Annotated in this window: 21 protein-coding genes; 2 read left to right on the forward strand and 19 right to left on the reverse strand. The window is 62.3% G+C overall.

The annotated features are described in order from the left end of the window. Nucleotide 1: 1 nt before the first annotated feature. The 15 genes from HU230_RS07910 to HU230_RS07980 form a co-directional block, all read right to left on the reverse strand. Nucleotides 2-691, reverse strand: a complete 690-nt coding sequence (locus HU230_RS07910) for a hypothetical protein (RefSeq protein WP_176532166.1) — start codon at nt 689-691, stop codon at nt 2-4. After that, a complete protein-coding gene (locus tag HU230_RS07915; protein WP_176532165.1) occupies nt 688-1,323 on the reverse strand; it encodes a hypothetical protein in 636 nt (211 codons plus the stop codon). Before HU230_RS07915 ends, HU230_RS07910 begins: the two co-directional genes overlap by 4 nt. After that, entirely contained in the window at nt 1,323-3,365 is a 2,043-nt protein-coding gene (locus tag HU230_RS07920) for a phage tail tape measure protein (RefSeq protein ID WP_176532164.1), read from the reverse strand. The genes HU230_RS07915 and HU230_RS07920 overlap by 1 nt, the downstream gene beginning before the upstream one ends. Continuing rightward, complete coding sequence (locus tag HU230_RS07925) at nt 3,365-3,700, reverse strand: DUF1799 domain-containing protein (RefSeq protein ID WP_210284264.1); 336 nt, start codon at nt 3,698-3,700, stop codon at nt 3,365-3,367. The genes HU230_RS07920 and HU230_RS07925 overlap by 1 nt, the downstream gene beginning before the upstream one ends. A 74-nt stretch (nt 3,701-3,774) precedes the next feature. Further along, nucleotides 3,775-4,104: a hypothetical protein gene (locus HU230_RS07930; RefSeq protein ID WP_176532163.1), complete on the reverse strand. Its 330-nt coding sequence runs from the start codon at nt 4,102-4,104 to the stop codon at nt 3,775-3,777. Between the two features lie 35 nt (nt 4,105-4,139). After that, nucleotides 4,140-5,072 carry a phage tail tube protein gene (locus HU230_RS07935; RefSeq protein ID WP_176532162.1) on the reverse strand — a complete coding sequence of 311 codons (933 nt, stop codon included), beginning with the start codon at nt 5,070-5,072 and terminating at the stop codon, nt 4,140-4,142. A 6-nt stretch (nt 5,073-5,078) separates the two neighbouring features. Beyond that, a complete protein-coding gene (locus HU230_RS07940; RefSeq protein ID WP_176532161.1) occupies nt 5,079-5,234 on the reverse strand; it encodes a hypothetical protein in 156 nt (51 codons plus the stop codon). Then, nucleotides 5,231-5,674 (reverse strand): phage tail terminator protein, encoded by a 444-nt coding sequence (locus tag HU230_RS07945; RefSeq protein WP_176532160.1) that lies wholly within the window; start codon nt 5,672-5,674, stop codon nt 5,231-5,233. The genes HU230_RS07940 and HU230_RS07945 overlap by 4 nt, the downstream gene beginning before the upstream one ends. After that, nucleotides 5,671-6,171, reverse strand: a complete 501-nt coding sequence (locus HU230_RS07950; RefSeq protein WP_176532159.1) for a phage virion morphogenesis protein — start codon at nt 6,169-6,171, stop codon at nt 5,671-5,673. The genes HU230_RS07945 and HU230_RS07950 overlap by 4 nt, the downstream gene beginning before the upstream one ends. Nucleotides 6,172-6,221: 50 nt before the next feature. Continuing rightward, entirely contained in the window at nt 6,222-6,650 is a 429-nt protein-coding gene (locus HU230_RS07955) for a gp436 family protein (protein ID WP_176532158.1), read from the reverse strand. Continuing rightward, entirely contained in the window at nt 6,647-6,844 is a 198-nt protein-coding gene (locus tag HU230_RS07960) for a hypothetical protein (RefSeq protein WP_176532157.1), read from the reverse strand. The genes HU230_RS07955 and HU230_RS07960 overlap by 4 nt, the downstream gene beginning before the upstream one ends. Before the next feature lie 141 nt (nt 6,845-6,985). Then, nucleotides 6,986-7,327, reverse strand: a complete 342-nt coding sequence (locus HU230_RS07965; RefSeq protein WP_176532156.1) for a hypothetical protein — start codon at nt 7,325-7,327, stop codon at nt 6,986-6,988. Nucleotides 7,328-7,338: 11 nt separating this feature from the next. After that, nucleotides 7,339-8,313, reverse strand: coding sequence for a major capsid protein (locus tag HU230_RS07970; protein WP_176532155.1), 975 nt, complete (start codon nt 8,311-8,313; stop codon nt 7,339-7,341). 46 nt (nt 8,314-8,359) lie between these two features. Then, nucleotides 8,360-8,743: a hypothetical protein gene (locus tag HU230_RS07975; RefSeq protein ID WP_176532154.1), complete on the reverse strand. Its 384-nt coding sequence runs from the start codon at nt 8,741-8,743 to the stop codon at nt 8,360-8,362. Between the two features lie 6 nt (nt 8,744-8,749). Further along, entirely contained in the window at nt 8,750-9,913 is a 1,164-nt protein-coding gene (locus tag HU230_RS07980) for a phage protease (protein ID WP_176532153.1), read from the reverse strand. Between the two features lie 121 nt (nt 9,914-10,034). On the opposite strand from HU230_RS07980, the gene HU230_RS07985 reads away from it, so the two are divergent. Both HU230_RS07985 and HU230_RS07990 read left to right on the forward strand, forming a co-directional pair. After that, on the forward strand, nt 10,035-10,865 hold the full coding sequence (locus HU230_RS07985) for an FRG domain-containing protein (protein WP_176532152.1): 831 nt from the start codon (nt 10,035-10,037) through the stop codon (nt 10,863-10,865). 276 nt (nt 10,866-11,141) lie between these two features. Further along, the gene (locus HU230_RS07990; RefSeq protein ID WP_176532151.1) at nt 11,142-11,966 is read left to right on the forward strand and encodes a DNA adenine methylase; all 825 of its coding nucleotides are present in this window, start codon (nt 11,142-11,144) and stop codon (nt 11,964-11,966) included. 5 nt (nt 11,967-11,971) lie between these two features. Here the strand turns inward: HU230_RS07990 and HU230_RS07995 are convergent, their stop codons facing one another. The 4 genes from HU230_RS07995 to HU230_RS08010 form a co-directional block, all read right to left on the reverse strand. Beyond that, on the reverse strand, nt 11,972-12,280 hold the full coding sequence (locus HU230_RS07995; RefSeq protein WP_176532150.1) for a hypothetical protein: 309 nt from the start codon (nt 12,278-12,280) through the stop codon (nt 11,972-11,974). A 41-nt stretch (nt 12,281-12,321) separates the two neighbouring features. Next, nucleotides 12,322-12,858, reverse strand: coding sequence for a hypothetical protein (locus tag HU230_RS08000; RefSeq protein ID WP_176532149.1), 537 nt, complete (start codon nt 12,856-12,858; stop codon nt 12,322-12,324). Nucleotides 12,859-12,863: 5 nt separating this feature from the next. Continuing rightward, entirely contained in the window at nt 12,864-13,277 is a 414-nt protein-coding gene (locus HU230_RS08005) for a hypothetical protein (protein WP_176532148.1), read from the reverse strand. Nucleotides 13,278-13,854: 577 nt separating this feature from the next. After that, the gene (locus HU230_RS08010; RefSeq protein WP_224944335.1) at nt 13,855-14,745 is read right to left on the reverse strand and encodes a hypothetical protein; all 891 of its coding nucleotides are present in this window, start codon (nt 14,743-14,745) and stop codon (nt 13,855-13,857) included. Nucleotides 14,746-14,780 lie beyond the last annotated feature (35 nt).

Raw genomic sequence — 14,780 nt, forward strand, 5'->3', positions numbered from 1 at the left:
GTCATCCCCACAACATGTGTGCGCCCATGGCGCCGAGCGCAGAGCCGGACAATGGGTTGGTCCTGATCGGCCCGCCGGCTTTGCCCCAGAACTGCTGCCACTGTCCGACGACGGCGACGTCGGCGAAGAAGTTGTCCGTCGAGCTGCGCAACCGCTGCGACGCATCACAGGCCGTGTCCGGATTGGAGCGGGTCAGTTCCTGGGTGTTCGACGTGCAAGACAGGCTGACGTCGCCAATCTCGCCCTGCGGTGGCGTGGTGATGGGCGCCTCGTCGATCGTCCCCGCAAACCGCGGAGCAGCGGGACCGACCATGACGTTTGTGTCCGGATCGAACAGGCCGCGGAAGATCTGCACTTTCCCTTGCTTGCAGTCGTAGCCGCGCACCAACTCGTTAACGCGATCCGATACCTGCGATAGCTTGACGGTGACATTCTGCACCGTGAGTGTGGACACTAGCGGAATGTCCGAGATCGAGATCATACTGCTGGCGCCGGCGAACGTGCGGTTCGCCACCAGCCCGGACTCGGGGTCGATCACGTCGACTGTCGTGGAGCCGAGGTCTGACCAATAGCCGTCCGACACCGGCGCGCCAGTCGTGCGGTCGCGCACCACGAACCAAATGAAGTCCCGCGCGACCAAGCGGCCGGCGGCGAGCGCGGTGCGATAGTCTGAGGGAATCCCGATCTTCATTCGATGTATTGCCCTGCGGAAAAGGAAATCTGGCCGAACTTGTCGCGCGTTTGCTTGGGCTGCACCGAGCCCGGTAGCAGGGTGAACAAGCCCCGCGGCGCCTTCACACTGACCAATGCTGACAGGCTGAATCCTGAGCGGACGAACGGCCGCACCTCGAACTCCGGCGTCGTTCCCGACCCGTTGGCCGCAACCGACTCCATTGCCTGATGGAGCGCACGGTTCGTCCCGTAGTTGAACGACATGTAGTCGCCGCGCGAGATGATCTGCCCAGCGGTCAAGCCCGACAGCGACAACCGCTTGCTGTTGGCGTTGACGGAACGCAGCACGCCGTCGTTGGCGCCGACGCCGCCCGGATAGGCCCTTGGGCTGGCGCGGCGAAGATCGAACGCCTCGAACAGCCTGGTCACACCATCGAGCGAGTTGATGACGGCCTGGTAGTCGACCGCATCATCATTGCGTAACTCTTCAGTGGTGTATGTCGCGACCCAAAGCGGCGGCCCCATATCCTTCCCGATCGTCTTGCCGCCGGCGAGCGTGCTCAGCTCCTGTCTTTGCTGCAAGTCGAAGCTGAAGGGCGGCGAGAAGCCGACCAGCGTGAGGATGTCAGTCCGTGGATAAAGGACTCCCATCAGAGCTGTTTCCAGGTCTTGGCCTTCTTCGAGGCGGCGCCGACGTGCGAGACGAATGCCGGCGAGCTGACGTATTGGCCGATGCTGTCACTCGCGACTGAGGTCGAGATGTTCTTCACCACGGCTTTGAGATTGCCGTCATCGTCGACCGACACGCCGACGCTGACGTGAACCGCCTGCGCGCCGACGCTGGCCGAAACGCCGCTGCCCGTCGCAGACATGCCGGACCACGGCGTGCTGCCGCCAGTGAAGCCGCCGTCTGCGAAGCCATCGCCCCGGCGCAACCGCTCTAGGTTGGCAATGCCGATACGCCTGGTCGGCTCCTTGTCGAAGACGAACTCCGCCCGGTGGACGACGCCGGCCACATCATACTTGCCGCCGGCGCCAGTCCATCCGCCGCCATCGAAGCCGATTTTCGGCATGGCATAATTGCCGACGTTGATCATGCTGGACGAACCGAAGCCAAGATTGAAGCCGCCGAACAGGCTCGACAAGCCGGCATCGAGCGTCTTGTCGAGAAGCTTATCTGCAATCCTACTGAGCGCATTGATGCCGGCCTTTTCCAAAGCCTGGAATGCGCTCGCGCCGCTCATCAGCTCATTCCGGAAATCGCGGAAGGCGCCGCTCCCGAGTTCCTGCGTGGTGGACTTAAGCTCCTTCAGGTCGTTGTTGAGGCGGATGGTGTTGGCGATTGCGCTGTCCATGTCGGCGTTGTCACCGAACGTGCCGCGAAGCTGCGACGCGACGGCCTGGTCGTCAGCGGTCCGGCCGAGCTGGGCGCGATCGAACGCGACGTCGGACCGCAGCCGGGCCTCGGCGAGCTTCTGAGCAGCATCGCCGGCACGCGCGGCGACTTTCGCAACCTGATCCGCGTACTTCGCAGCCGTGTCAGCACCGGCCTGCTGCGCGGCCTCCGTGAGCACGGATTCCGCGCGCAGCTTCGCGATGGCGCCGGCAGAGCCGCCGACCGCACGGGTCTCCGCCTCAAGCGACGCGGATTGCCGGTCGGCCGATCGGAGGAATCGCTCGAATGACGCTGATGCATCATTCGTTGAGGTCGTTATGCCGAAGAGCTTCTTCTCCTGGTCATTCAGGTTGGTCGCGCCATCCTTGGCGATTTTGCCCGCCTGCGCGATGGCCTTCTGCGCCTCGGCCAGCGGCTGGGTGACCTTGATGATTTCCGCAGCGGCCGCGGCCAACTGCGGATTTGAGGTCGCGGCAGCTATGCCGAGCGCCGCGATGTCATCCCGGAACTTCGCAAAGTCGGGTGTGCCGGCATTGATGCTCTGCCGCAATTGCTCGAACTGCGCACTGAACGCCGCGAACCGCTGATTTGTCTGATCGGAGAAGAGCGTCCCAGCGAGCCCTCCGGTGAAGTCCTCACCGGGGATCGAGCCGGTGAAGGCTCCCGCAGCGCCCGGCTGATACTTGTTGAGGAATGTGCTCGCGTTCTGTTGCTGCACATTCTGCAGAGATACCAATGCCTGCTGCGCCTGGAGCTGCGTGATCTTCTGGCTTTGCGTGTAAAAGTCGTACGCCACCTTGCCCGCGTCCCGGTAGGCGTCGCGCACCACGCCCACCAGGCGCGCCGTTTCATCGAGGTCCTTCTTGGCCCGCTCGTTCCCGCTGTTGATGACAGAGTAGAAGGTCGATGCGACGGTGGTGGCGAGTGAGATGGCAGAACCGATGACGCCGAAGACGCCGACCGATTTGACCGTATCAGCGATGCCCCTCGCAACGCTGACGGCGCCGGCCGCGACCTTTGAAAGCGAGCCCTCGGCGCCGGCTGCCTTCGAGGCCAGATCGGTTAGTTTTCCCGACAGACCGATGGCTGCACTGGCGACGTTGTCGTTTGCGGCGCCGGCGGCCTTCCCGGAATCCTTCAGACCGTCGAGCGCGCCGGTGGCCTTCTTCAAGGCGTCTTCAATGCCTGTCGAAGTCGAGCCTGTCCTTTGACCGAGGTCAGAGATTGCCGACGATGCCTCTTCGGCAGCTTGCTTCGCGCCGCTGGCGTCGCCGTCGATCTGAAGTGACACGCGCATCAGCTATCCTCGTTGAGCGCCTGACCAGCCGCGGTTTCCATGATCTGCAGGCCGCGCCACAATGCAGGCGTAACGGTCATACCGATCGCGTCCAGGGAGACCCGCACGCTCGCGTAGTCGAGGCCGATGAACATCGGCAACGCCGGCGCGAAGCCAGCGCCGCCGATCGACACCACGCGCCACTGGGTCGATACGGCAAGGAAGGCCTGCACCGTCGCGACATTCTCCGGCCACACGCCTTCCTCTCCGTCCGGTGTCGGCTCGGCTTGCAGAGCGGCGGTTAGGTGACTGAGCGAGGCCGGGTCCATGTTGAACCGCCGTGCATCCTCGATCACTCGCGCTGTGTCTTCGGAGATCTGCTGCGGGGGCGCCGACCTGGAGCCGCGCGCCCACTTTCGCGCGGCCCATTCTAGTTTCCCTCTTTGGCCTTGGTGACGGCCTCGCCATAATGCGAGAGAAGCGCCGAACGAACGTATTGACGCCGGATGAGCCGGTTGCGCAGCTCCTCGCTGTAGGGCACCGGCCCGCCGTCACCATCGACCAGATCGTGGAAACTCGCCACGATAGCGTTGAGGAAAGCAGTCGATCCTTCGAGCGTGCGAAGATCGAAGTCCTTCAGTTCTTCGGTATCGAGGAAGTTGAAGGTGGTCTTGAGCGTCTGCTCCTCGTGGCCGGCGTCGATCGGCACTAGCACGGCCACGTCATGGGTGAAGGTGCGCTTTGGCGAGACGTTGAACATGGATGATCCCTCCTGACTAAGATCGATTGGCGCAACTACGTCAGCGTGATCGTGAACTGATCATTGCCGGCGGAAGGCTGCGGAGTGAGCGAAAGCGGCCACTCCGCAATGCCCTGGTTCTGCTGGTAACCTGTCGGTCGCTCGATCTGGCATGTTGGCGCGGACAGCGTGATGATGTTGCCGGCGGTGACGCCGTGAACGATGCTGACTGGAACCTGCGTCTGCGCATTGGCGATCCCGTAGACATCGAGCGTCGTGACCGGCACCGCCTCGCAGACCACGTCGATCTTTTCGTTTCGATCGCTGATCAGGACGGACTCGCTGCCGACCAGGAGACGCGGCTCGATCTTGCAGCCGAGATCGAGGCTGAAGCTCCGCATGACTAGCGGCACGGCGTTCACCGTGAAGGTTGGCGTGTTGGCCTTGCTCGCGATCAACGGCTTCTTGAATGCTGTCAACGTCGGCACGGCGGCCGCGACTTCGGACGGCGCGACCCAAAGGCCGGTAAATGTCCAATGAATGTTCGGGATGCCCTGGGCGTTGATCGTGGCCTTGCCAGTGCCGCGCGCGCCTTTGAGTGCGTGAAGCGTCCCGCCCATCCAGAACTTCATGTACAGGCTCTCGAAGCCCGACGAGATCGGTGAGTAAGCGACCGAGACGTCAGCGGTGACCACTTCCGCCAAGCCTACGCCTCGCGCCAACGTTCCCCAGGCAGGTGCGGTGCCCGCGGTGCCCGAGCCGGCCAGCTCGGTATCGAACTCCATCACCACGTTGAGGCCGGCCGGGATCGAACCCTGATTGCCCAGGTACGGCACGATCAGGTTACGATTGACGTCCTGACCTTCCATCGGCCGGATCGAGACGTTTTGCGCGAGGATTGCATCGGTCGCGCCAGTCAGCGTCGGATCGACGCCATACGTGACCTCGCGCTTCGCAAGCAAAACCATGAGGCGGTAGAAGATCGCCATGTCAGGTTACTCCTTTGACCTTTTCGACCGCGGCGACGCCGGGGCTTTGTGATCGGCGGGCGCCGGCGTCGCGGTGGGCGCACTGTCGTGGACGCGCTTCAACGAACCGTCGGGCTGGCGCAGATAGCTGCCGCCCTCGCGCGGGATTTCATGGTCGGTCATGTCACGATCCTGAGTTGATCCAGCAGCTCGAAATCGAGCTGGTAGACGATGAGGCCGGACGCGCCGGGAATGAGCCGGCCGCGCAGCACGCGGAAGACACCAACGGATTGGTTGGGTGTCCAGCCGGCCACAGCATCGACGATCTCGTTGACGATCTCGTCGACCTTCGGCACGGCCGACTTGGCCTTCACATCGCCGCGGGCCTTAATGCAGATAACGACGCCGACCATGTCGGCCAATGTTTGCGTGTACGCATTGGCGGCGGACGATCCGCCGCGATCGTCGAAGCCGAGTGGCACGACGAAGGCCGCAAGGTCACGCTGCGGAAGTGCCCCGGCTTCGACCAGCGCGGCCAATTCGGCAATGTACTCGATCGCGCCTGCAAGCGTCGGAACCCGGGCGGCAATGCGTTTTGCGACGAGATCGACCAGCGTCGTCATGGCGTCGCCCCTTCGCCCGCGAGCCACGTTTCCGCCAACGAGAGGATTTGACGTTCGTCGCCGTCGTCGATGCCGAGAAACGGTCGCGCCGGCATGTGGATGTCACGCGCCCCGATCGAGGCCTTGCGGGCGCGATCTGCCTTACCCGGCTTCGAGAAGCGGCTCTGGCCAGTGCGCTTATTGGTCTTGAAGTGCAGCACGGCGATGCGCGCGGCCTGATGGATCAATCCGCCGAATTGATGGATGGCGGCGTAAACGACGTTGGTACCGAATTGGAGACCGGTCGCGAAGGCCTGGTATGTGAATGACCGGTAGAGGCGGCTCGTGAGGATCAACGTCTTCCCGCCACGCCTTCGAACGCGCAAGCTCGGTGGCCAGGGCGATCCGTCGACGCCGACGCCGGCATCGAAGCGGTGGTGAGTTGAAACCATCAGCAGCTCGCCGATGTTGGCGAACAGGCCGCGCGGATCGCGCGCACGATTGATGTAGCCGTCCAACTCCTCGAGTGCGCTCTCAGTCCCGTCGAGCTTGATCGTGACACCGACCATCAGATGTAGCCCTTCATGGTCTTCTCGGTCAGCGGCCGTTGACGATCGGTCGTACGCACGCCCGATGCACCAGACGATGCCGGCTCCACGCCTGCGACGTCGAGGCGAATGGTGCCGTTCGAGATCAGGGTCAACGTCTTCAGCGCGTCCTGATAATCTTGCCTGATCTTGTCCGCAGCCGTGTCGCGATGCAGCTTGTAGATCGCGATCACTTCGGCGAGGTCGCGCAAGGTCGGCGGGGCAGCGTCGAGCGGCAGCTTGTAACGGCCCTTTAAATAGCCGTCGATCATGGCGTCGGTATCGGCGAGCGCCCGCGCCACGACGCTGGCATCGATCGCACCGGCCGGTGGCGACGCACGGTCGGTGAGATCGACCAGCATGTCGGTGCCGTACCGAGCGACCAGATCGTCCTGAGAAGTATAGGTCATGACGCGATCAGTTCCCGGAGGACGTCACCGGCGCGCCGGCCACGGACCACGGCGCCGCGGATCTCCGGAACGTTGGCCAAAAGCGACACCGTACCGTCGCCGTGGTCGACGACGATCTCGCGCGGCCAGCCGTTGATCGGCGAGACCAGCGCCAGCCGCTGTTTGTGTGTGTTTGGCTGGAGCGTTCCGGACACCGCTTGGCTCCTCAATCATCGGACTCGGACAAGGGCCGCGGCGGCGTGTCCGAAGCGCCGCCGCGGCGTGATCCGCGTGCCGGGTGTCAGGAATCCGAACCAGTCGGGACCGACGCGCGAATTCGGGAAAGGGCGAAGCGATCAGCCCTCGGGCCAATCGCCCCCGACGACGCCGCTTGCCTTGAGCGGCAGGAACGCCGCGTGCGACAACTCGACTTCGTCTCCGACCTCGTAGGTCCCGCCGTCATGCTTGAGCAGCGACTTCACCTCGAAGCTGCGCAGCTCGGAGGCGGCGCGGCCGCGCTTCGGCTTGACCTGGTCGGCACCCGGCTGTTGCGGTCCGGTGTCGGTCGCGCCGGTGGCGGCGCCGCCCTGATCGATGACGGGCTGGTTGGAGCCCGCCATTGCGGCCGGCTTGGCGCCGGCCGCCTCACTTGCCGCGTTGCTCTGCGGCTTGGAAACGCTGTTCTTCCTGGACGCCATCGATCCCCCGGTCACTTGACGGCGTTCTGGATCAGGTAGCCGGTGTCCTGTGCGACGACCAACTCCTTGACCCGCTCGCCCATGCGAATGCGGACACCGCCCTGCAGGCCGACATCCTGATCGATGATCCGGCCCGCGATCTTCGATCCGTACTGCGCGGTCAGGCCGAAGGTGACGCCGCCGGCCTCGGGCTGCGCCAGCGGGTTCACGTAGATCATCGCGATGTGTTTGCCCCAGGCGCGAGCAAGATTGACGCTCTGGCCGGGCCGCGCGGTGTTCTGCCAGGCGTCGCCGACCAGCACCTCGTTGATGCCCTGGTCGGCAAACAGCTCGGCAAACTGCTGGCGTGTCACGATGCCCTGATTGGTGAGGTTTCCCTTCACGGCGTTGACGATCTTCGGGTGGCTCGACAGCTTCGACCACACGGCGCGGCCCATCACCATCTTGTTTGGCGGATAGACCAGGGTCGCCTCGGTTCCCGCCTTGATCACGCCGAGCGGATCGGAGTTCGCATAGTCGTCGAACTGATCGGTGCCCGACAGCGCAATGCGGCGGCTTGCCGCGTAGCTGTTGGGATCATGCACTATGCCGGCGACGCGCACTTCGCGGATGTTGGCCACCGTATCGGTGAGCATCTGCGTCGAGTGCCCTTCGGGATCGTAGGACGAGACGCCGCGTGCACGCGCTTCAGCCGCAGCCTCGATATCCGAGTTCGGGATCGGAGATTCAAGGCCGAAGTCCTCGACGGAAGAGGTCCGCTCCGACCCGCCAAATTCGAGCTGCTGCACGCGACCACGACGGCCGACTCGCGCATCAGGAATGTTGAAGGCCTCTTCAAGCGGATAGACGGTGTACTTGAACTTCTCGGCCGAGACCGGAACGCGCGGCAGCACCTGATCGGCGATCAGGACCGACGCTGGATTGCGATAGCCGATCGCGATCGCAGTAAGCACTGGATCGACAACGAAAGGACGATTGGGAGCCATGGTGGCCTCTTGCTGATGAAGGTGTGAGGATGGGAAGGCCGGCGCGCTAGGCCGGCAACTGCAGAAGGCTGATCGCGACCTTGACCTTGATGACGTCGCCGAGTACGCCGGGCTCTTCGGCAAAGCAGATGACCCGCTTGACCACACCGGCCGCGGCGACGCATTTGATGCCGTTGCCGTTCGCATCCGACGTGATGGGATCGCCGGCCGCGACGGGGCCGCCGAGCTTTAGCTCTGCCAGGCCGCCGATGACGATGTCGGCCATGCCGCCGCTGAGGCCGCCCATTCTGTCGGAGATGCCCCACAGCGCATCGGCCGCCGCGGCGCCCGATGCCACCTTGCTCGAATTGGCCGCGTCGCTGAACTTGACGATGGTGTTCGGCGGAATGTCAGCCGAGCACTGATACGAACGGATGAAAAGCGGAATCATGGCGGGTTACTTGGCTCCCTGAGAGACCGCGTTCACGGCGGTCGCGAAGTCGATGGTCTGGCCCTGCTCGGCGAGCTTCTTCTGGTAAGTTGAAGCCGCAGCCGCGAGCGCGACGGGATTGGTGTTGTCGTCCGCAGTGGTGCCGGGCGGCATCGCCGACAGGATGGCTCCGGGTTGAAGGATCGGCATGGCGTTGACTTCCTTCTCGACGTCGGCTGCGGCTTGCGCGTTCGCTGAATGGCGCGAGATGTAATGATCGCGCATCGGCTTGAGGCCGACGCGGCCCTTGGTGATCTCGCCGTCAATGAAGGCGGTGGCCTTGTCCTTCGCTGTCGTCGTGAGCACCTCGTTGAGCCGGGTGGTGACCCCAGACAATTCGGCTTGCAGCGCCGTAATCTGGTCGGGACCGCGGGTGAGCTTGACGATCGCATCGACGATGGCAGTGTGGCCGGCGTCTTCCTTGAGGCCGGCGGCCTTGGCGATCGACGCGAGCGTCACGCCATTCTGTTTCACCGCAGCCAGCACACGGTCGGAGGCCGTCCCATTCGGGAGGCCGACAGCCACCGCGATCGAGTTCAGCGCGGGCTCGTCGTCGACTTCTTTTTTCACTGCTGCGAACACCGCAGATGCGTCGGTATTTTCAGGAAGGCCAAGCAGCTTGATGAGCTGTGCAAGCAAATCCATGTCGTTCTCCGGGTCAGTTGTGCTGGTATCGGCGTGGAGCGCAGCCATGCCGATGAGATTTGGAGTGTTGGTGAGCGAAGCCCGCAGCAGGCCGAGGATGTTGCCGGTCTTGTCGTGCGTAAATACCGGCGAGATGAAGCGGTAGGCTTTCTCGTTCATCAGCGCAGCACCGGGCGTCGACCACTCGACGCGGCCATAGATGCCGTCACTGCGCGGCTGCATGTCGACGATCCATCCGCGTGCCGGCGACGGGCCGCCGTTCGGTGCAGCGAGATCTGTTGAATGATTCTCGTCGATGGGCAGGCGTCCGTTCGCGGCCTGCAGACTTCGGGTGATCAGCCTCGCGAGATCGGCGATGCGGTACGGGCCGCGGCCGTCAACAGTCTCGATCACACCGCCACTGCCAGACGGTACGACCATGATCCATTCGGGCAGATTACTGCCCGATGAACTGAACGCGATTTCGGCGCCAACGCCGCGCACCACGTTCAGAACTGTGTTTGCTTTTCTTCCCGACATGCCGCCACACTGGGCGACCGATCCGGGATTCGTAACCCTGACGGGTGTCAGGGTTAGAGGTCATCGAGATCGGCGGGAGCGCTGAACAATGCAGAGCAACGATGAAGAGACTGCAAAGCCACGAACAACTGAAGTTAAACTTAGCAGTTGGGAGGAGTTCGAGGAACGAGTAACCGCTCTCGACCCCGGCAACGAGCGACGGGTGTGGGATGAAGTGTGGTTTCGCGGGCAGGCTGACGCGCGCTGGGCACTTGAGACAACTCTGGAACGGCGATCGAGAGGCACCCAAGTGAGCGATTATCTTCGCGTGATCCAGCGCATTAAGCCGTCTGTCGAGACATTCACCGGTTTGACATTCGACATGCCTCCATATCAGGTGATTGAGCAGTCCTGTCGACAGTTCGACTTGTTCCAAGGGTTCATGTTCGAATCGGCCACTTACATGGCGCACTTGCGACACGGTGGCTTCCCATCGCCACTGCTTGACTGGAGCCATTCGCCCTACGTTGCGGCGTTCTTTGCATTTTCGAAGGCGCGCGATCCGTCACATGAAGTCGCAATCTATGCCTACAGAGAGCATCCCGGCATCGCCAAATTTGGTGGATCGGACGAGCCCAACATCTTCAGCATGGGCCCCTATATCAGGACGCACAACCGTCATTTCAGGCAGCAGTCGCGATATACCTTTTGCGCCCAATTTATCGACGGACACTGGTACTTTGCGCCTCACGACAGCGTGTTCAAGATCACCAGCCGCCTAGAGCAGGATTTGCTCTGGAAGTTTACCATCCCGGCGAGCGAGCGTCGGAAGGTTCTCCGGCATTTCGACAAGTTCAACATGAACGAGTACACGCTGTTTGCTTCCGAAGAGGGCCTGCTTGAGATGCTCGCTATGCGCGAGATCGATCTGCGCGAATGAAGCACGCCCTGACGGATGTCAGGGTTACGGAACACGTGTCGCATCTGATGATGCACACGACCTCGAACCGAATCTACTCCAATCGTTTTGACGAGGTTAGCGCCCCCGACTTAATTAAGTGGCGGGGGCAGCAGCGCCGCGAAACGCTGCCACCGCGGGCCAATCCTGGCAGAGAGACCCGCACGACGAAGAGAACGGTTCTCGCCGACCCGCCGCTGCTACGCAGAGGACCTGCACAGCGGCTCGACGGTAGGCAGGCCGGAGTGTTTTGAGTAGATGGCTGGAGGAGTTCTCTACAGGTCCGTTGCGCCCGTGCGGCCGGCGGCCGGATATATCGGTGGAAAAAAGCAGCTCGCGAAGACGATCGTCGCGCGCATCGACCGTGTCACGCACGACACCTATGCAGAACCGTTTGTCGGCATGGGCGGCGTATTCCTGCGACGGAGGCGCGCACCGAAGGGCGAGATCATCAACGACCGGTCGGGCGATGTCGCGACCTTCTTCCGCATCCTGCAACGCCACTATGTGCCGTTCATGGATTTGCTGCGCTGGCAATTCACGAGTCGACGCGAATTCGAGCGGCTGAAGGCAACAGATCCGGCGACGCTCACGGACCTCGAGCGCGCAGCGCGATTTCTCTACCTGCAGCGCACCGCGTTCGGTGGCAAGGTTGCCGGCCGAAACTTCGGCGTCGATCCGATGGGCGGTCGCTTCAACGTCGCGAAGCTGGAGCCGATGCTCGACGCGCTTCATGATCGTCTTGCCGGCGTCACGATCGAGTGCTTGCCGTGGGCAGACTTCATCGCGCGCTACGACCGGCCGGGCACGCTGTTCTATCTCGACCCGCCATACTACGGCGGCGAGACTGACTACGGTGCCGGCATGTTCGATCGCACCGAGTATGCCCGCATGGCGGAGGTCTTAAGCGCGCTGAAAGGCCGGTTCATCCTGTCCATCAACGACGTCCCGGAGATCCGGCGAACCTTTGCCGATTTCAGCGTTCAGCAGGTACGGCTGACCTATTCGCTACCGGGCAGCGACAAGGCGCAGCAGGCGCGCGAACTGGTCATCACCGGCCGTCGCCGGCGCCATAGCAAGTAGCGGCGCTATCGCTGGAGCTTGATTAGCTTGGCCGGTGGGCGCTGCTTCCGCTTCGATTTGAATTCGGACAGCGCGGCATGCCGGTTGATGGCCTGCATCATGCCCATCCGGGCAAACATCATCCAGCCCGCACTTTCGTTCTCGGCCGCCGCGACGACGCAATGCGCGGCGGTCTGGACTGGTTTCATCTCATGCTCGGCCTGGGGCACTTCCTTGGCCAGCCACGCCATGGCCTGGCGCAGCGTCGTGATCTTGCGCCCATCCGGCAGCACGATGATCTCGTGGAAGTGCCGGCCCCAGCCGTTGACTGCCATCGGTGTCGCCAGCCTCCTCCCTTGCCGTCAGGACAGGAGCATCAGATTAGATGCTTCAGGGCTTCGAGCTTCCTGATTGCCTGTGAAACGAGAGCCCCGTCATGTTCGATGTCTTCGTCATATGAATCGAAGTGCGGCTTATTCGCGAGATCATCTTCGAGCCTGAATACGATCGACGAAATTGCCTCGGGAAGAAAGATGCATGCGGCAGCGGCATCCTCGAACTTGAGCTTGGCGACGCGCCATCTCTCTTTTGCGGCATCCAAGTACGTCGACACGTATTGTCGAGCGCCAACGACATCGTTCCATAGTATGTCGTTCGCTCGGCTCATTTCGCGCAGAGCGGACAAGACGCTGGAGAAGGTCGCGGAGTCTCTCTCAAATCGCTTCTGGGTCTTGAAGCTGTCGATAGCCCAGCTGACGGTAAGGCGTGCCAACACAAGAACCCCGGCGCCTTGCAGCGCCATCTTTGCAAGGTCCCAAACATGGGACTCATCGAATTTGACAAAGAGCGCAACGACCGAAGCTGCCGCGGTGGTGAGCAAAACGCCCAGAATAAATGGCGCGGGGGAAGGCATTCCCTTTATCTTTCTCCCGGCCACCACTCTGATGGCGGGCTTAGCGCTGATATCTTGGTGGACCGTAACGCAACCAGGTGGCTACGCTTGAAGGGGTAGCCGGGAATCCGCGAGCAATCCTTGCAGCGCATGTACCGCTCCAGCTCGTGGACCGGCGTCCATTTCGGTCGCCTGATGATGTCGAGTGCGACGGTCTGGTGGGTCTCGCAGCCCAGGCACTCCACTTCGAGGTATCGATATCCGGCGTTAAGCGCATCGCCCAGGGCCGGCGACGGCTGGGCCGGCCCCTGAAATGCCAGCATACGTGCGTTCCAGGCCTGACAGGCGACCGCGTCGGCCTTCAGCCGGGTGTCCCTAGCACGCTCGGCCAGATGCCTGACCGCGGCGCCGAACATGCTTTCCCGTGACTTCGATCCCATGCCGGCATCAAAGCCGGACTCCGACCCTGCCGCAAATCCGCAAGATGTGGGGGATCGCCCGACCGCCCGGCTACCGGGGACAGCGCCTCGTGAAACGGGCGTTTCCCGTGAAACGTCCCAAAAACCGGGCGCCCGCCCGATTGGTGACCCGCCATGGCGGCCGGAAGGCCCCACGCCGGGCCACAGGAGCTTTAATTCGGCCTTTAAAAGATTCCGGGCAGTCGGACAGCGGACAACGGCCCAGGCCGCTCAGTGGCCGTTCTGTGGGGAGGCCGGGTCCGCCTTCGGTTCGGGCCGAGCTTTGATTGGCTCTTGCGGTGTTCCGCCGCCCCCTGATCGAACCGGGCCTTCCGCAGGTCGGCGCAGCGTTCCAGCAACGGCTTCAGCCGTTTGGCGGTCGACTGATCGCCATCTCGGATCACATCGTCGACCCGTTGTTTGACGTAGTCGCACAGGGTCGTTAACGGTTCCTCGTCGCGATCGGCTAGCGCGACGGCTCCTGACAAGAGGACCAGCCCAGCGGCAGCAGCAGCCACAGCGCCGAGTTTCCTCATGGACGCTGAAAAATGATTTGGCTTCATGATTGCCTCGGTGTCGCGCGGCGTAAGCCGTATACTTTCGTTGCGCGATCTTTCAGACCATCAAGCGCCTGGCTCCAATTGTCGCCTTTGGCAATGTGCTCTGCGGGTACACCGAAGGCGTCGAAAGCTCGAAAGAAAAGCTTCGCCGTCCGATCGTGCGTCCATCGTTCACGGTCCTCTGCAGGTTCGCCAAAATTGTACATAGTGTCCTCCTCCGACGGCCAAAAAATATCGTCGAAATGCCCAATCGGAATGCCGAATGCTGTGATGAAGCTAATGAAGTTCGGTAGGTCTAAGAATGGGACCCGGCTCTTAGCTCCTCTAAAGCGCAACTTGACCCGATACGGAAACAACGCTCCAGCAAGATTTCCCAATGCGTCGTGTCGACGGACGACGGCCCCCAGGACAGCGAAGAGGTAGTTGAGGTCGATTACTGTTACGTTCGTGTAACCAACTTCACTGCACTTGGCCTCGAAGGTTGCAAAGTGATCGTACTGACTTAGGGGGCTGTCCTTCGCGTCTAGCGGAAACGTCGAAAAAGGGACTGTAATATGCGACACGCCATCAAGGTAGTATCGCCACGTCAGCAACTGCGCTCTGGGATTGTTGCCACGAACCTGCCTAGCAATGAAGCCATCAGAGAAAGTAAAGCAGTTCTCAAGTGGGAGACCTCCGGTTTCTAACGAAGAGTCGGTCATCAACGTGGCGAAATCGTCGAACGACGGAGGTGGCTCAGGGATCTGCTCCTTCCACGCAGCGGGAACAAAGAAGACTTCAAGGTAGCTGCCCGAGTCAAAATTCTCCGATACGGTAGTTGAGATGCGTCTCAGCAATTCTCTGAGAGCCTTACGTTTGCGCTCGCTCCGCTGCCACAGAAGGTCGAGCATGTGTCGATCCGTCTCTGCTCGTGGATCAGACTCGT

This window comes from Bradyrhizobium quebecense, from assembly GCF_013373795.3.
Classification (GTDB): domain Bacteria; phylum Pseudomonadota; class Alphaproteobacteria; order Rhizobiales; family Xanthobacteraceae; genus Bradyrhizobium; species Bradyrhizobium quebecense.